The 15,169-nt window shown below is 64.3% G+C and carries 16 protein-coding genes; 2 read left to right on the top strand and 14 right to left on the bottom strand.

From position 1 onward, the window contains the following. Nucleotides 1-8: 8 nt before the first annotated feature. The 12 genes from nuoG to BSQ44_RS12440 all read right to left on the bottom strand — a co-directional run bounded on the left by nuoG (nt 9) and on the right by BSQ44_RS12440 (nt 9,854). The gene (gene nuoG, locus BSQ44_RS12490; RefSeq protein WP_072604590.1) at nt 9-2,090 is read right to left on the bottom strand and encodes an NADH-quinone oxidoreductase subunit NuoG; all 2,082 of its coding nucleotides are present in this window, start codon (nt 2,088-2,090) and stop codon (nt 9-11) included. Next, nucleotides 2,090-2,401 (bottom strand): pentapeptide repeat-containing protein, encoded by a 312-nt coding sequence (locus BSQ44_RS12485; RefSeq protein WP_072604588.1) that lies wholly within the window; start codon nt 2,399-2,401, stop codon nt 2,090-2,092. Before BSQ44_RS12485 ends, nuoG begins: the two co-directional genes overlap by 1 nt. A 6-nt stretch (nt 2,402-2,407) precedes the next feature. Continuing rightward, on the bottom strand, nt 2,408-3,145 hold the full coding sequence (locus BSQ44_RS12480; protein WP_072604586.1) for a hypothetical protein: 738 nt from the start codon (nt 3,143-3,145) through the stop codon (nt 2,408-2,410). 76 nt (nt 3,146-3,221) lie between these two features. Further along, on the bottom strand, nt 3,222-4,526 hold the full coding sequence (nuoF, locus tag BSQ44_RS12475) for an NADH-quinone oxidoreductase subunit NuoF (protein WP_072604583.1): 1,305 nt from the start codon (nt 4,524-4,526) through the stop codon (nt 3,222-3,224). A gap of 68 nt (nt 4,527-4,594) precedes the next feature. Continuing rightward, nucleotides 4,595-5,965 (bottom strand): NADH-quinone oxidoreductase subunit NuoE, encoded by a 1,371-nt coding sequence (gene nuoE, locus BSQ44_RS12470; RefSeq protein WP_072604582.1) that lies wholly within the window; start codon nt 5,963-5,965, stop codon nt 4,595-4,597. Between the two features lie 160 nt (nt 5,966-6,125). Continuing rightward, nucleotides 6,126-6,683, bottom strand: coding sequence for a Uma2 family endonuclease (locus BSQ44_RS12465; protein WP_072604579.1), 558 nt, complete (start codon nt 6,681-6,683; stop codon nt 6,126-6,128). Nucleotides 6,684-6,736: 53 nt separating this feature from the next. Next, entirely contained in the window at nt 6,737-7,927 is a 1,191-nt protein-coding gene (locus tag BSQ44_RS12460) for an NADH-quinone oxidoreductase subunit D (RefSeq protein ID WP_072604576.1), read from the bottom strand. 40 nt (nt 7,928-7,967) lie between these two features. Continuing rightward, nucleotides 7,968-8,159, bottom strand: coding sequence for a hypothetical protein (locus tag BSQ44_RS12455; RefSeq protein WP_072604573.1), 192 nt, complete (start codon nt 8,157-8,159; stop codon nt 7,968-7,970). Between the two features lie 15 nt (nt 8,160-8,174). Next, complete coding sequence (locus BSQ44_RS12450) at nt 8,175-8,774, bottom strand: NADH-quinone oxidoreductase subunit C (protein WP_072604571.1); 600 nt, start codon at nt 8,772-8,774, stop codon at nt 8,175-8,177. Further along, complete coding sequence (locus BSQ44_RS26880) at nt 8,771-8,911, bottom strand: hypothetical protein (RefSeq protein WP_157894589.1); 141 nt, start codon at nt 8,909-8,911, stop codon at nt 8,771-8,773. The genes BSQ44_RS12450 and BSQ44_RS26880 overlap by 4 nt, the downstream gene beginning before the upstream one ends. A gap of 5 nt (nt 8,912-8,916) precedes the next feature. Further along, nucleotides 8,917-9,498: a NuoB/complex I 20 kDa subunit family protein gene (locus tag BSQ44_RS12445; RefSeq protein WP_072604569.1), complete on the bottom strand. Its 582-nt coding sequence runs from the start codon at nt 9,496-9,498 to the stop codon at nt 8,917-8,919. Then, nucleotides 9,489-9,854, bottom strand: coding sequence for an NADH-quinone oxidoreductase subunit A (locus BSQ44_RS12440; protein ID WP_072604567.1), 366 nt, complete (start codon nt 9,852-9,854; stop codon nt 9,489-9,491). Before BSQ44_RS12440 ends, BSQ44_RS12445 begins: the two co-directional genes overlap by 10 nt. A 266-nt stretch (nt 9,855-10,120) precedes the next feature. Here BSQ44_RS12440 and BSQ44_RS12435 point away from each other — a divergent pair, with 266 nt between their 5' ends. Next, nucleotides 10,121-11,323 (top strand): winged helix-turn-helix domain-containing protein, encoded by a 1,203-nt coding sequence (locus tag BSQ44_RS12435; protein WP_072604565.1) that lies wholly within the window; start codon nt 10,121-10,123, stop codon nt 11,321-11,323. A 3-nt stretch (nt 11,324-11,326) separates the two neighbouring features. Here BSQ44_RS12435 and BSQ44_RS12430 read toward each other — a convergent pair whose 3' ends face one another. After that, nucleotides 11,327-11,734, bottom strand: a complete 408-nt coding sequence (locus BSQ44_RS12430) for a DUF6481 family protein (protein ID WP_114579962.1) — start codon at nt 11,732-11,734, stop codon at nt 11,327-11,329. Between the two features lie 302 nt (nt 11,735-12,036). Continuing rightward, nucleotides 12,037-12,240, bottom strand: coding sequence for a hypothetical protein (locus BSQ44_RS12425; RefSeq protein WP_072604559.1), 204 nt, complete (start codon nt 12,238-12,240; stop codon nt 12,037-12,039). A gap of 316 nt (nt 12,241-12,556) precedes the next feature. Between BSQ44_RS12425 and topA the strand changes: the two genes are divergently transcribed. Continuing rightward, complete coding sequence (gene topA, locus BSQ44_RS12420; protein ID WP_072604557.1) at nt 12,557-15,166, top strand: type I DNA topoisomerase; 2,610 nt, start codon at nt 12,557-12,559, stop codon at nt 15,164-15,166. Nucleotides 15,167-15,169: the final 3 nt, after the last annotated feature.

Raw genomic sequence — 15,169 nt, 5'->3', positions numbered from 1 at the left:
GCCCTGCCCTATTCCGCCGCCTGTCTGAACCCGTCCCGCGCGAGCGCGGAGCACTCGGCCATGACGGCGGAGGCGCGTGCGATGGGGTTGGTCAGATAAAAGTCGTCGACCGCGGACACGAAAGACACCTTTCCGGGCTGTCCGCCGCTGCCTGCCATCTTCGCGATGTCGGCCGGATCGCCGGCCGCGATCGCGTCGATCTCGGCGAAATGCGGATGGTCCGCATAGAGCTTGGCGCGTAGCTGCGCAAGCGAATCGAACGGCAGTTTCTTGCCCAATACGTCCGACAGCGCGCGCAGGATCGCCCAGTCCTCCTTCGCCTCGCCCGGTGCGAAGCCGGCGCGAGTCGTCATCTGCACGCGGCCTTCGGTGTTGACGTAGGTGCCGGACTTCTCGGTGTAGGTGGCGCCCGGCAGGATGACGTCGGCGCGATGCGCGCCGGCATCGCCGTGGCTGCCGATATAGACGGTGAAGGCATCGCCGATCGCATTCATGTCGATCTCGTCTGCCCCCAACAGGAACAGGACGTCGAGCGCCCCTATCATACCGGCGACCGTCTTGCCGCCCTCGCCCGGCACGAAGCCGAGATCGAGCCCGCCGACGCGCGAGGCCGCGGTGTGAAGCACCGCGAAGCCGTTCCAGCCATCAGATACCGCCCCGACATCGCCTGCGATCTTGGCCGCGAGCCCGAGGATCGCCGCGCCGTCGCCGTTCATCAGCGCCCCCTGCCCGACCAAGATCATCGGACGCTCGGCCTTCTTCAGCTCGGAGAGGAACGCGATCCCGTCGTCGGACAGTTCCCTAAGCGTGTCGGCACCGGCGCCGAGCATCTCGTAGTCGTAGCGCAGGTCCCCGACGTCGCCGATCACGCCAATCGGGAAATTGCCGGCACGCCAGCGCTTGCGAATGCGCGCGTTGAGAACCGGCGCCTCGAAGCGCGGATTGGCACCGATGACCAGCAGGGCGTCGGCGTTCTCGATGCCCTCGATGGTCGGATTGAAAAGATAGCTCGAGCGGCCCAGCGCGGGATCGAGCGCCGCCCCGTCCTGCCGGCAGTCGATGTTCTTGGAGCCTAGCGCCTCCATCAGGAGCTTCAGGGCGTACATCTCCTCGACCGTCGCCAGATCGCCGGCGATCGCACCTATCCGGTCGGGTGATGCAGCCGAGACCCGGTCGCGGATCGCCGCGAATGCATCGTTCCACGAAGCGGGCACCAGGCGGCCGTCGCGCCGCACGTAGGGCCGGTCCAGACGCTGCGAGCGCAGGCCGTCCCAGATGAAGCGCGTCTTGTCGGAGATCCACTCCTCGTTCACGGCATCGTTGACGCGCGGAAGGATGCGCATGACCTCGCGGCCGCGCGTGTCGACGCGGATCGCGGAGCCCACGGCGTCCATGACGTCGATCGATTCGGTCTTGGTCAGCTCCCAGGGCCGCGCCTGGAAGGCATAGGGCTTCGACGTCAGCGCACCGACGGGGCACAGATCGATGACGTTGCCCTGCAACTCAGAGGTCATCGCCTGCTCGAGATATGTCGTGATCTCGGCGTCCTCGCCGCGGCCGATCAGCCCGAGCTCCGAAATTCCAGCCACTTCCGTCGTGAACCTCACGCAGCGCGTGCAGTGGATGCAGCGCGTCATGATGGTTTTGACCAGCGGGCCGATGTACTTGTCCTCCACCGCGCGCTTGTTCTCGTGGTAGCGCGAGGCGTCGACGCCGAAGGCCATCGCCTGGTCCTGCAGGTCGCATTCGCCGCCCTGGTCGCAGATAGGGCAATCGAGCGGATGGTTGATGAGCAGGAACTCCATCACACCCTCGCGGGCCTTCTTGACCATCGGCGTGTTGGTGAAGACTTCCGGCGGCTCGCCGTTCGGGCCGGGGCGCAGATCGCGCACGCCCATGGCGCAGGAGGCAGCCGGCTTCGGCGGGCCGCCCTTAACCTCGACAAGGCACATGCGGCAGTTGCCGGCGATCGACAGGCGCTCGTGAAAACAGAAACGCGGAATCTCCGCACCAGCCTCTTCCGCCGCCTGCAGCAGCGTGAAGTGGTCGGGTACCTCGATCTCTTTGCCGTCGACCTTGAGTTTAGCCATTATTCGCCCCCGGCGGATTGCGCCGCTTCGTATGCTTTCAGGAGTTCGGTGACAAGGACGCCGTTGATCCGCATCCCGGCAATGCAGGACTCGGTCACCTCGACGTCTGCCAGCCTCGTGTTTCTAAAGACAGCCCCCGAGAGATCGACATCTTCAAAAACCGCTCCGCGCGCATTGACGTTGCTGACGAGCAGCATGGAGAGGTCCGCGTTCGATACCTTTGTGCGCGCCATGGCAACATCGTCAAAAACCGATCCGGAAAGATCGGCGCCGGCAACTTCCAGCGATTCGGTACGCGCCTCGATCCGCATGCTCGGTCAGGCCTTGCCGGCCAGCCGGGCCGCCTGCTTCAACCATTCGTCCCGCGCGATCCGGCCTCTGAAGCCAAGTTCCTCGTCTAGCCAGCGGATCTCGGCCTCGGTGAACTCCGCAATCTGTGCGTAGCTCCAGATGCCGAGGCCGTTCAAGACCTTCTCGAGCTTCGGGCCGACGCCCGCTATCGCCTTGAGATTGTCGGCAATCTCGGGCTTTTTCATCGCGGCAGGCTTCGCCAGTGCGTCGCTTGCGACCGCGACTTCCGCCGCTGCCTGAGCGGCCTTGTCGGAAGCGCGCAACGGCACGACCGTGTCGACCATCGCCGAACCGATCTCCGTCGCCGCCTTCATACCCGCATCGAGCACGTCGCCGGCGACCACGCCCGTATCGGCAGCGATGGTGTCCATCGCGGCCCTAGTGCGCCTGGCGGCCGACTTCGGCGCCTTGTAGGACGGCGCCTCGGCGTCCGGGTCGGCGAGCGGATAGACCGCGCCGGACATCTTCTCGGCCAGCTGCAGCGAATTCGACATCGCGCTCAGCCAGAAACCGAAGGCGTGCCCGGCCATTCCGGCACCCAGCGCCATGAAGGCCGCCGGTGTGGAGAACAGATCGGCAGGCGCGGCGTTGCCGCCGAAGCTCTTCGGCAGCATGGTCTCCATGTCCTGGCTGATCTTCTTCAGATTGGCTTCCATGGTCCTTGCGTCTGGCATCAGTCCATCAGGCACGAAAAACATCGACATCGGCGTGTCTCCCTTTCGTTGCTTGCTGCCTCGCCCGCCGTCTCCCCATCACACCGGCCGTTCGGCCTCTTGTCACCTACTCCGCCGCGACCAGCACCGGTTCGGCCCGGTGGGTGTTGCGGCTGAACTCGTCGATGCGGCGCTCGATTTCGGGACGGAAATGCCGCACCAGCCCCTGGATCGGCCATGCCGCGGCGTCGCCCAGCGCGCAGATCGTGTGGCCTTCGACCTGCTTGGTGACGTCGAGCAGCATGTCGATCTCGCGCTTCTGCGCCTCCCCGCGCACGAGGCGTTCCATGACGCGCCACATCCAGCCTGTGCCCTCGCGACAAGGCGTGCACTGGCCGCAGCTCTCGTGCTTGTAGAAATAGGACAGCCTGGCAATCGCCTTCACGATATCGGTCGACTTGTCCATGACGATGACGGCCGCCGTGCCGAGGCCCGACTTCAGGTCGCGCAGCGAATCGAAGTCCATGGGCGTGTCCACGATCTGCTCGGCCGGCACCAGCGGCACCGAGGCGCCGCCCGGAATGACCGCGAGCAGATTGTCCCAGCCGCCGCGTATGCCGCCGCAGTGGCGGTCGATCAGCTCACGGAACGGAATCGACATCGCCTCCTCGACGGTGCACGGGTTGTTGACGTGTCCGGAGATGCAGAACAACTTGGTCCCGACGTTGTTCTGCCGCCCGAAGGAGGAGAACCAGGCAGCGCCGCGCCGCAGGATCGTCGGCGCGACCGCAATGGATTCGACGTTGTTGACGGTTGTCGGGCAGCCGTAGAGGCCGACATTGGCCGGGAACGGTGGCTTCAGGCGCGGCTGGCCCTTCTTGCCTTCCAAGCTTTCAAGCAGCGCCGTTTCCTCGCCGCAGATGTAGGCGCCGGCGCCGTGATGCACATAGATGTCGAAGTCGTAGCCGTTCTTGTTCCCCTTGCCGATCAGCTTGGCCTCGTAGGCCTCGTCGATGGCGCGCTGCAGCGCCTCGCGCTCGCGGATGAATTCGCCGCGCACGTAGATGTAGGCTGCGACGGCGCCCATCGCGCAGCCGGCGATCAGGCAGCCTTCGACCAGCGTATGCGGGTCGTTGCGCAGGATCTCGCGGTCCTTGCAGGTGCCGGGTTCCGATTCGTCGGCGTTGACCACGAGATAGCTCGGGCGGCCGTCGGACTGCTTGGGCATGAAGGACCATTTGAGGCCGGTCGGAAAGCCCGCGCCACCGCGGCCTCGCAGGCCCGACGCCTTCATCTCGCTGACGATCCAGTCGCGCCCCTTGGCGATCAGACCGGCCGTGTCATCCCAGTGGCCGCGCGCCATCGCGCCCTTCAACGACTTGTCGAAGCGGCCGTAGATGTTGTTGAAGATGCGGTCTTTGTCCTGGAGCATCGATCAGTTCCGATTCACGTCCCTCGACGAAGGTCGGCCGCGCGCTTGCACGCCGGCAGCGGCCTTCCTCATCTCGGTTTCTTTCCGAACACGCGGATGTACTCCGCCTCCCCGCCATCGGCCAGCGCTTTGGCCTGCCGCACCCAGTCCTCGCGCTCGATCCTGCCGCGGAACCGCAGGTAGCCGTCCACCCAGCCGCGTTCCTCGGGCGTCCAGGCGGCGATCTGCGCGAAGGTAAAGATGCCGAGCGAATGCAGAATCTGCTCGATCTTGGGACCGACGCCGGAGATCATCTGCAACTCGTCGGGGGCGGCCGGCCGTTCCATCCCGATCGGCCTGTCCTTGTCGAGCAACGACGGCTTTTCCGGCTCCTCGGGCTTGCGCTTGCCCTTGGCGGTCCGGGCGAGCGCGACGGTCGGGTTGATCTCGCCCACGTCGTCGCCGGCCGGCGCGGACTTGCCGCTCAGGCTGCTGGCGGTCTTGGCGATCGACAGGGTCGATCCCGCGTCCGGGCTTTTGGGCGCACCCTCCACCTGCTCGGAGGTCGGCGCGTCGCCCTTCGACGGCTCCCGCGAAGAGCGCTGCTTCCTCGTGTCTTCCACGAGCGGCTCGGCGGCGTTCGCCGCAGCCTTGTTTTCCTTAGGCGCAGGCGCGCTCTCGGCTTTTTCGACGCTCGGGCTCACTTTGACGTCGGACGGCGACTTCAGTGCCGGGCTGGTCACCCTCGCGTCCGTCTTGGGCTTGGCGGCGTTGGACGGCGGAACCGCCTCGCCCTCGCCCGAACCCGCCTTGCGCGACGGCGCTTCGCGCGTGGCCTTCAGCACGTTTTTTTCGTCCTTCAGGGATGTGAAGCCCGATGCGGGTGCGGCGTAGAAGCGTTCGGTCTGCGGCCCCGTCCGCACGCTGTCGCCTCGACCTGCCTCGAACTCGTCTATGATCTCGGACAGACGCTCCGGCGTCAGGTCTTCGTAGGTGTCCTTGAAGATCATCACCATCGGAGCGTTTACGCAGGCGCCGAGGCATTCTACCTCTTCCCACGAAAGCGTTCCGTCCGCGTTTGGATGGAACTGCTCGAGGTGGATCTTCGAGCGACAGACGTCCATCAGCGCTTCCGATCCGCGCAGCATGCACGGCGTGGTTCCGCAGACCTGGATATGCGCCCGTGTTCCCACCGGCTTCAACTGGAACTGCGTATAGAAGGTCGCCACCTCGAGCGCGCGGATGTAGGGCATGGAGAGCATGTCGGCGATATGCTCGATCGCGGCCTTGGTGACCCAGCCTTCCTGCTCCTGGGCGAGCATCAGAAGCGGGATTACGGCGGACTGTTCACGCCCCTGGGGATACTTCCCGATCCAAGTCTTCGCCTCGGTCGTCTTGACCTCGTCGAAGGCGAAGGCGGCTGGCTGGACGGCTGGCTCTGCGAGACGGCGTACGGACATGGCGACCCATGTTTTTTTGGCTTATGTTGCGCTGCGTTCTAACACACGCTCGGCAAAAGGCCAGTGCTACGACGCCGCATTTTGGGGGCGCGGTGCGCGATGAATGCGCACGCTCGGATCCCACCTCTGCGACCGCGGGAATGTCGGGTAGAGGCACCGCTCAGGCGTTTAGCAACTGATCCACATCGATCGAGAAGCCCGGGGGATCGAACAGGGCAACACCGGACGCCAGTATGCTGGTTTCGATCGCTCCGTGCTCCTCTTTCCGGCTCATCCGCACGACCAGTTTGCCGTAAGGATCGATAATCAGATAGTGACGGATGCTGGGGATGCGAAAATACTCCGCCACCTTGGTTCCGGTGTCGCTTCGTCCGCTCGAAGGAGAAACGACTTCGACCACAAGCAACGGTTCATCGAGCACCATGGCTTCCGGGTCGACCGCGCTGCATTGTATGGAGACGTCGGGCTGACGGGAATTGTGTTCGTCTATGGTGACCGACATGCCGTCGCCCTTCACGAAACAGGGAAGCCCGGCATCCCTGACCGCGTTTCGCAGCATCTCCCACGCGTGCATCTTCATGTCAACATGGCGCGACCGCTCCGGCGACATGGCCACCACTTTGCCGTCCACGAGTTCGTACCTGCCAGCGTCCTGCGAGGCAGCCCATTCAAGGAATGCCCCGACCTCAATCCGTTTCGGCTTGGTCAAAGCTGTCATGACCCAATTATACCACGCCGGATCAAAGCCGGCGAATCGACCGCAGCGCGCTGCTACCGATCCACCTCGCCGAACACGATGTCGAGCGAGCCGAGCACGGCCGAGACGTCGGCCAGCATGTGGCCGCGGCACATGAAGTCCATCGCCTGCAAGTGGGCAAAGCCCGGCGCGCGCAACTTGGCGCGATAGGGCTTGTTGGTGCCGTCGGCCACAAGGTAGACGCCGAATTCGCCCTTCGGCGCTTCAACGGCGGCGTAAACCTCGCCCTCGGGCACGCGATAGCCTTCGGTATAGAGCTTGAAGTGATGGATCAGCGATTCCATCGAACGCTTCATGGCGGCGCGCTTAGGCGGGACGATCTTGCCGTCCTGGTTCGATACCGGGCCGACCTTCTCCTTGCCCAGGAGCCGCTCCACGCACTGGCGCATGATCTTGGCCGACTGGCGCATCTCCTCCATGCGGATGAGATAGCGGTCGTAGCAGTCGCCGTTCTTGCCGATCGGGATTTCGAATTTCATCTCGTCGTAGCATTCGTAGGGCTGCGACTTGCGCAGGTCCCAGCGGGCGCCGGAGCCGCGCACCATCACGCCGGAGAATCCCCAGTCCCAGGCATCTTCCAGGCTCACCACGCCGATGTCGACGTTGCGCTGCTTGAAGATGCGGTTGCCGGTCAGGAGTTCGTCGAGATTATCGAGCGTCTCGTGGAACGGATCGATCCACTTGCCGATGTCCTCGACCAGCTTCTCAGGCAGGTCCTCGTGGACGCCGCCCGGACGGAAATAGGCCGCGTGCATGCGCGATCCGGAGGCGCGCTCGTAGAACACCATCAGCTTCTCGCGCTCCTCGAAGCCCCACAGTGGCGGGGTGAGCGCGCCGACGTCCATTGCCTGCGTCGTCACGTTGAGGAGATGCGAGAGGATGCGGCCGATCTCGGAATAGAGCACGCGCACCAGCTGGCCGCGCTTGGGCACCTCGATGTCGAGCAGGCGCTCCACCGCGAGGCACCAGGCATGCTCCTGGTTCATCGGCGCGACATAGTCGAGCCGGTCGAAATAGGGCAGCGCCTGAAGATAGGTCTTCTGTTCGATCAGCTTCTCGGTGCCGCGGTGCAGGAGCCCGATATGCGGATCGACCCGGCTCACCACCTCGCCGTCGAGTTCCAGCACGAGGCGCAGCACGCCGTGCGCGGCCGGGTGCTGAGGACCGAAGTTGATGTTGAAATTGCGTACGTTGTGCTCGGTCATTTTTCCGTTTCCCGAACCGCGATGGACGCCGCGGCAGCCATCAGCCGATACCCTGCCCAAGAAGGGCGCCACCGCCGAACAGCCAGAATGCCAGCGCGGCCACGATCAGCGCCACGAGGACCTTGCCCACCGTATCGTTTACCACCGGGCGCCCGCGCAGCTTGGTCACCAGGTAAGCGATTGCGGCGACGGCGAGAGCCGCGACGAGAACGAAGAAAAGCAGCCTGGCCATGGCGGGTCGCCAACGCTACTTCGCCTTCTCGTCCCCCGGCAGCACGTAGTCCGTGCCTTCCCAGGGGCTGAGGAAGTCGAAGTTGCGGAATTCCTGCTTCAGTTCGACGGGTTCGTAGACCACGCGCTTGACCTCGTCGTCGTAGCGCACCTCGACAAAACCGGTGAGCGGGAAGTCCTTGCGCAGCGGATGGCCCTCGAAGCCATAGTCGGTGAGGATGCGGCGCAGTTCGGGGTGCCCGCTGAACAGGATGCCATAAAGGTCGTAAGCCTCCCGCTCGAACCAATCGGCACCCGGAAAGACCGGCGTCGCGGAAGGAACCGGCGTGTCCTCGTCCGTCGACACCTTCACCCGGATGCGCATGTTCTGACGCGGCGACAGGAGGTGATAGACCACGTCGAAGCGCTTGTCCCGGTCGGGGTAGTCGACGCCGCAGATGTCGATGATGGAGATGAACTGGCACTGCACGTCGCGCTTGAGGAATGACAGCACCTCGACGATGTCGCCCGCATCGACCGTCAACGTCAGCTCGCCGAAAGCGACGACCGAACTCTCGACATCGACGTTGAGCCGTTCGCCGATATAGGTGGCGAGATCATTGAGCGCTTCACTCATTTTTGCAATTCCGATACGGTGACGCGTTCTACGGGTTCGATCTGCTCGAGGCGCTTCGCAATTGCTTCGCTAGGAGCGATGCTCTCCGCCCGTGATTCGCGCAGCAGCGGCATGATCATGTCGGCGGGCTCGGCCATCGCGCCTATCTCTCGATCGTGCCGGTGCGGCGGATCTTCTTCTGCAGCAGCAGGATGCCGTAGAGCAGCGCCTCCGCCGTGGGCGGGCAGCCAGGCACGTAGATGTCGACCGGCACGATGCGGTCGCAACCGCGCACCACCGAATAGGAGTAGTGGTAGTACCCGCCGCCATTGGCGCAGGAGCCCATCGAGATGACGTAGCGCGGCTCGGGCATCTGGTCGTAGACCTTGCGCAGCGCAGGCGCCATCTTGTTGGTCAACGTGCCGGCCACGATCATAACATCCGACTGGCGCGGTGAGGCACGTGGCGCGATGCCAAAACGCTCGGCATCGTAGCGCGGCATGGAGATGTGCATCATCTCCACCGCGCAACATGCCAGCCCGAAGGTCATCCACATGAGCGAGCCGGTGCGCGCCCACGTGATCAGTGCCTCCGAAGAGGTGACGAGAAAGCCCTTGTCCGCAAGTTCCGAGTTGATTTCGCCGTAGAACCGGTCGTCCGAACCGATCGGCTTACCGGTGTTGGGGTCGATGATGCCCTTCGGCTTCGGCGCGACGAGGGTCTGGGAACTATCGTTCAATCCCATTCCAGCGCTCCTTTTTTCCACTCATATATGAAGCCGATCGTCAGCACGCCAAGGAAAATCATCATCGACCAGAAGCCGAGCCAGCCGATGCCGCCGAACGACACGGCCCACGGGAAGAGGAACGCCACTTCGAGATCGAAGATGATGAACAGGATGGAGACCAGATAAAAGCGCACGTCGAACTTCATGCGCGCGTCGTCGAAGGCGTTGAAGCCGCATTCGTAGGCCGACAGCTTCTCCGGATCGGGATTACTGACCGCGACGACGAAGGGAGCCGCGATGAGCGCTATGCCGATGACCAGTGCCACGGCCATGAAGATCACTATGGGTAGATACGAAACGAGGAGTTCGTTCATGCCTGAGCCTTCCAGGGCCGCCGCGCCGGGGAAACCTTCGATCCCTCGATACGTCCATGGGTCGGTCTGGACCGTGCCCGCGGGTGCCCGTGTTGCAACGCGGGAGGGTTAGCGCAGGCCGCTTTGCTACGCAAGACAAAGGTTCGGCGCAGACCCCCTGCCCGCGCCTGTCAGGATGGTTCACGTTGCCGCCCCTTTCGGGTTGACGCGACGCGATTGCGCCTTCCAAACCATTCGACAGCCGCGGCCACGCAGGAACAGGCGCCATGAAAGAAAAACTCTCGCTCGCCGCGGCCAGACGCGTCGCACTCGCAGCGCAGGGTTTCGGGAAGGCGCGGCCGGAGGGGCCGGTGACCTATCGGCATCTGAAATCCGTGCTGAAGCACACCGAGCTGTTCCAGATCGATTCCGTCAGCGCGGTGGTACGGGCCCACTACATGCCCGCCTTCTCGCGCATCGGCGCCTATCCCATGGCGGTCCTCGACGAGGCCGCCTCGCGTTCTCCCAGAAAACTGTTCGAGTATTGGGCGCACGAAGCCTCCTACCTGCCGGTCGAGACCTGGCCGCTCGTGCAGTGGCGCATGGCGAACGCGCGCGACAACCGCGGCATCTACGGTCGGCTCGCCGAGTTCGGACGCGAGAAGGCGGGCTACATCGAGGAAATCTTCCGCCGGGTCGAGTCAGAGGGTCCGATCGCCGCCTCGCAGATCGAGGGGCAGAAAGGCGGAGGCGGCTGGTGGGGCTGGAGCGACGCCAAGCATGCCTTCGAGTGGCTTTTCTGGGCGGGGCGGATCACCACCGCCAGCCGTCGCGGTTTCGAGCGTCTCTACGACCTGCCGGAACGTGTGATCCCGCGCGACGTGTTTGACCTGCCCACCCCGGACGCACCGGATGCGATCCGCGAGCTCTTGCGGATTTCGGCCCGAGCGCTCGGCGTGGCGACCGCGGCCGATCTGCGCGACTATTTCCGCCTGTCACCGGCGGAGGCGGACGAACGGATCGCCGATTTGGTGGAGGCCGGGGAACTGCAACCCGTGCGGGTCGAGGGCTGGAGCCAGAAGGCCTTCCTCTTCCACGAGGCGCGTATGCCGCGCCGCATCGAGGCGCAAGCACTGCTGGCGCCGTTCGATCCCCTGGTATGGGAACGCGGCAGGACCGAACGTCTCTTCGGGTTTCGCTATCGGATAGAGATCTACACGCCAGCACATAAGCGCGTGCACGGTTACTACGTGCTGCCCTTCCTGATGAATGAGGCGCTGGTCGCGCGTCTCGATATCAAGGCGGACCGTCCCGCCGGCATTCTGCGCGTCCATTCGGCCTTCGCCGAACCGCACGCACCGGCGCACACGGCGGAAGTTCTCGCCGTCGAACTGCGGAGAATGGCTGGGTGGCTCGGGCTGAGCGGGATCGAGATCGGCCAGTCGGGAGACCTCGCCCCGGCACTGGCCGGGGCGATGGATCGAGGCTGAAGATCAGCCGATCTTGCGTCCGCGTGCCTTGCGCGCCGCATAGCGGGCGTCGCGCTTGGCCTTGCGTGCGGCTTCCTCGGCGATCTCAAGAGCGGCCCGCTCCGCTTCCTCGGCGGCACGAAGTTCGGCCTGACGGCGTTCTTCTTCCTCGCGCGCCTGGCGCTCGGCTTCCTTCTTCGCCTCGAGTTCGGCCTTCTCGCGGGCTTCTTTCGCGAGCTTGGCCTGACGCCGTGCCTCGCGCTCTTTCTCGCGCTCGGCGCGCGCCTCGGCGATCGCCTTGCGTTCCGCCATGCGGGCCTGCATGGCTGGATCGTTCTCGTCGGGGCGGTTTTTGAATTTTTCGAGAAGCGCGGCCTTGGCCGCCATGGCGTCTTGACGCCGGTCGATGAAATTATCCCTGTAGTTCTTCAAGTCGTACCTTCTGGTTTCATCAGCACTTTGAGTGGCTCCGCATACATGATGCGGGTTTCGAAGCGGTTCAAGACGACACAGGCCGTGGAAAAACCGCTACCGCAGGCCAGTCAAAATGCGAGACGGAGGCTGGCCCCGCCCCGTTGGAGCGGTGACATGTACCGTATTTGTCCGATGACTCGCCCGTGCGATGCACGCGATCTATTATCACGAGCGGTTTCGGTCAAGACCTTGGCCTAATCCTCGACCCCGAATTTGCCCCAGCGGAAAGTCGCGATTCTAGCCATGCGCGGAACTGAGGATCATTTCGCGTCCGCCCGCCGCTTGCCGGAAAATCTTCGCGACTTCTCGTTCCGCACGATGTCGCCCGCCTCCTGAGACGCCATCTCGATGAGATAAGCGAGCATATCGCAGCGTTGTGCTTCGGCCATCGTTCGAAGCTGGCCCAGCATCGCATGCATATAGTCGAGCGTCGCCAGGCGGTTGCCGCGATCGTCCTCGGTCATCGAGCGTCTTTCCTTGTTCCGGACCCCATTCCGGTCGATCGGGCTCGCGATTGCGCGAGGCCGGCGCACTCTACCTTGTAGCGCATTCGCCTGCCCCACCGAAAAAGCCCGTCCGAATTGATGCGGAACATACTTTAGGTTGAATAACATTTCAAATGCAACCTTGTTAACCTCTCGTGGCACCGGCGGCCTAATTCGGGGCTCGGGACTTGACCACGCGCCAAAGCCCAGCCATGTGACGGGCGAATCTTATCATCGGCGGCGTATTCGGACAGGATCCGGCACAACCGGCGCCACAGGGAAATCCGCATCCGTCATGGACGTCGTCGTCGTCGAATCCCCCGCGAAAGCGAAGACCATCAACAAGTATCTGGGCCGAAACTACAAGGTTTTGGCCTCATTCGGGCATGTCCGCGACCTGCCGTCGAAGGACGGGTCGGTGCGGCCCGACGAGGATTTTTCCATGTCCTGGGAGGTCGATGGTCCCTCCTCCAAGCGTCTTGCCGAGATCACAAAGGCGGTGCGTGACGCCGATGGTCTGATCCTCGCCACCGATCCGGATCGCGAGGGCGAAGCGATCTCCTGGCACGTGCTCGAGGTGCTGCGGCAGAAGAAGGCGTTGAAGGACAAGCCGGTGCGGCGCGTCGTCTTCAATGCCATCACCAAGCAGTCGGTGCTCGACGCGATGGCCAATCCGCGCGACATCGATGGGCCGCTTGTCGATGCTTACCTCGCCCGTCGGGCGCTCGACTATCTCGTCGGTTTCACCCTTTCTCCCGTCCTGTGGCGCAAGCTGCCGGGCGCCCGGTCGGCCGGCCGCGTCCAGTCGGTCGCGCTGCGGCTGGTCTGCGACCGCGAGGCCGAGATCGAGCGCTTCGTCCGCGAAGAATATTGGCAGATCGCCGCCCTCCTGAAGACCCCGCGGAACGACGACTTCGAGGCCCGGCTCACGGAGTACGACGGCAAGAAGCTCCAGAAGCTCGACATCAAGAACCGCCAGCAGGCCGACTCCATCAAGGCGATGCTCGAGGGCGCGGCCTTCAAGGTCCTGTCCGTCGAGGCGAAGCCGACCAAGCGCAATCCGGGTCCGCCCTTCACCACCTCGACGCTGCAGCAGGCCGCCTCCTCGCGGCTCGGCTTCTCGGCCTCGCGCACCATGCAGGTGGCGCAGCGTCTCTACGAGGGCATCGACATCGGCGGCGAGACCGCCGGCCTCATCACCTACATGCGAACCGACGGTGTCCAGATGGCGCCGGAGGCAATTGCCGGCGCACGCGAGACCATCGGCAAGGAGTTCGGCGACCGCTACCTACCCGAGAAACCGCGCCAGTACACCGCCAAGGCCAAGAACGCGCAGGAAGCGCACGAGGCTATCCGCCCGACGGACTTCTCCCGGTTGCCGTCCGAGATGCGCCAGTATCTCGACGCAGACCAGGCCAAGCTCTATGACCTGATTTGGAAGCGCGCCATCTCCAGCCAGATGCAGCCGGCCGAGATCGAGCGCACCACCGTGGAGATCGAGGCCGCCAACGGGCAGAAGAAGGCGGCACTGAGGGCAGTCGGCTCGGTGGTTCGTTTCGACGGCTTCATCGCCGCCTATACCGATCAGAAGGAAGAGGACGCCGAGGACGAGGACGCCCGCCGCCTGCCGGAGATCCGCTCCGGCGAGAGCCTGAAGCGCGAGACGATCGACGCCACCCAGCACACCACCGAGCCGCCGCCGCGCTATTCGGAAGCATCGCTGATCAAGCGCATGGAAGAGCTCGGCATCGGCCGCCCCTCCACCTATGCCGCGACGCTGAAGACGCTAGAGGACCGCGAATACGTCAAAATCGACAAGCGCAGGCTGATCCCCGAAGCCAAGGGACGCCTCGTGACGGCGTTCCTGGAAAGCTTCTTCGAGCGCTACGTCGAATACGACTTCACCGCCTCGCTCGAAGAGAAGCTCGACGAGATCTCGGACGGCAAGCTCGCCTGGAAGGAGGTCCTGCGCGACTTCTGGAAGCAGTTTTCCGCCTCGGTCGACGACATCAAGGAACTGCGCGTCGGCGACGTGCTGGAGGCGCTGAACCTGACGCTCGCACCGTTGGTGTTCCCGGCTCGCGAGGACGGGACCGATCCGCGCTCCTGCCCGAAGTGCGGTTCCGGCCAGCTGTCGCTGAAGCTCGGCCGCTACGGCGCCTTCGTCGGCTGCTCGAACTACCCCGAATGCGGCTACACCCGCCAGCTCGGGGACGACAATGCCGAGGGCTCCGCCGAGACCGCCGATCGTGACCTCGGCGTCGATCCGCATACGGGCGAGGCGATCACACTCAAGAACGGCCGCTTCGGCCCCTACGTGCAGCGTGGCGATGGCAAGGACGCCAAGCGTTCGAGCCTACCCAAGGGGTGGGCTCCGGAGACGATCGATCACGAGAAAGCGATGGCGCTCCTGTCGCTGCCGCGCGATGTCGGTAAGCATCCCGAGACCGGCAAGATGATCTCGGCGGGCATCGGCCGCTACGGCCCGTTCCTGCTGCACGACGGCGCCTATGCCAACCTCGAAAGCGTCGAGGATGTATTTTCGGTCGGCATCAATCGCGCGGTCTCCACGATCGCCGAGAAGGCCGCGTCGCGGGGTGCTGGACGCCGTGGCGGAACGCCGGCCGCCCTGAAAGAGTTGGGGGAGCATCCCGACGGCGGCGGCAAGATCACGGTCCGCGAAGGCCGCTACGGCCCCTATGTCAACCACGGCAAGATCAACGCGACGCTGCCCAAGGGCAAGGAGCCTATGTCGGTCACCGTCGAGGAAGCGCTAGCGCTGATCGCCGAGAAGGCGGGCAAGTCGGGCGGCAAAAAGGCTCCTGCCAAGAAGTCGGCAGCGAAGAAGACCACTGCGAAGAAGACGGCAAAGAAGACGGCGACCGCTTCGAAGAAGAAAGAGTGACGG

The organism is Aquibium oceanicum (genome assembly GCF_001889605.1).
Taxonomy (GTDB): Bacteria; Pseudomonadota; Alphaproteobacteria; order Rhizobiales; family Rhizobiaceae; genus Aquibium; species Aquibium oceanicum.
This window is presented reverse-complemented; position numbering and strand designations above follow the sequence as displayed.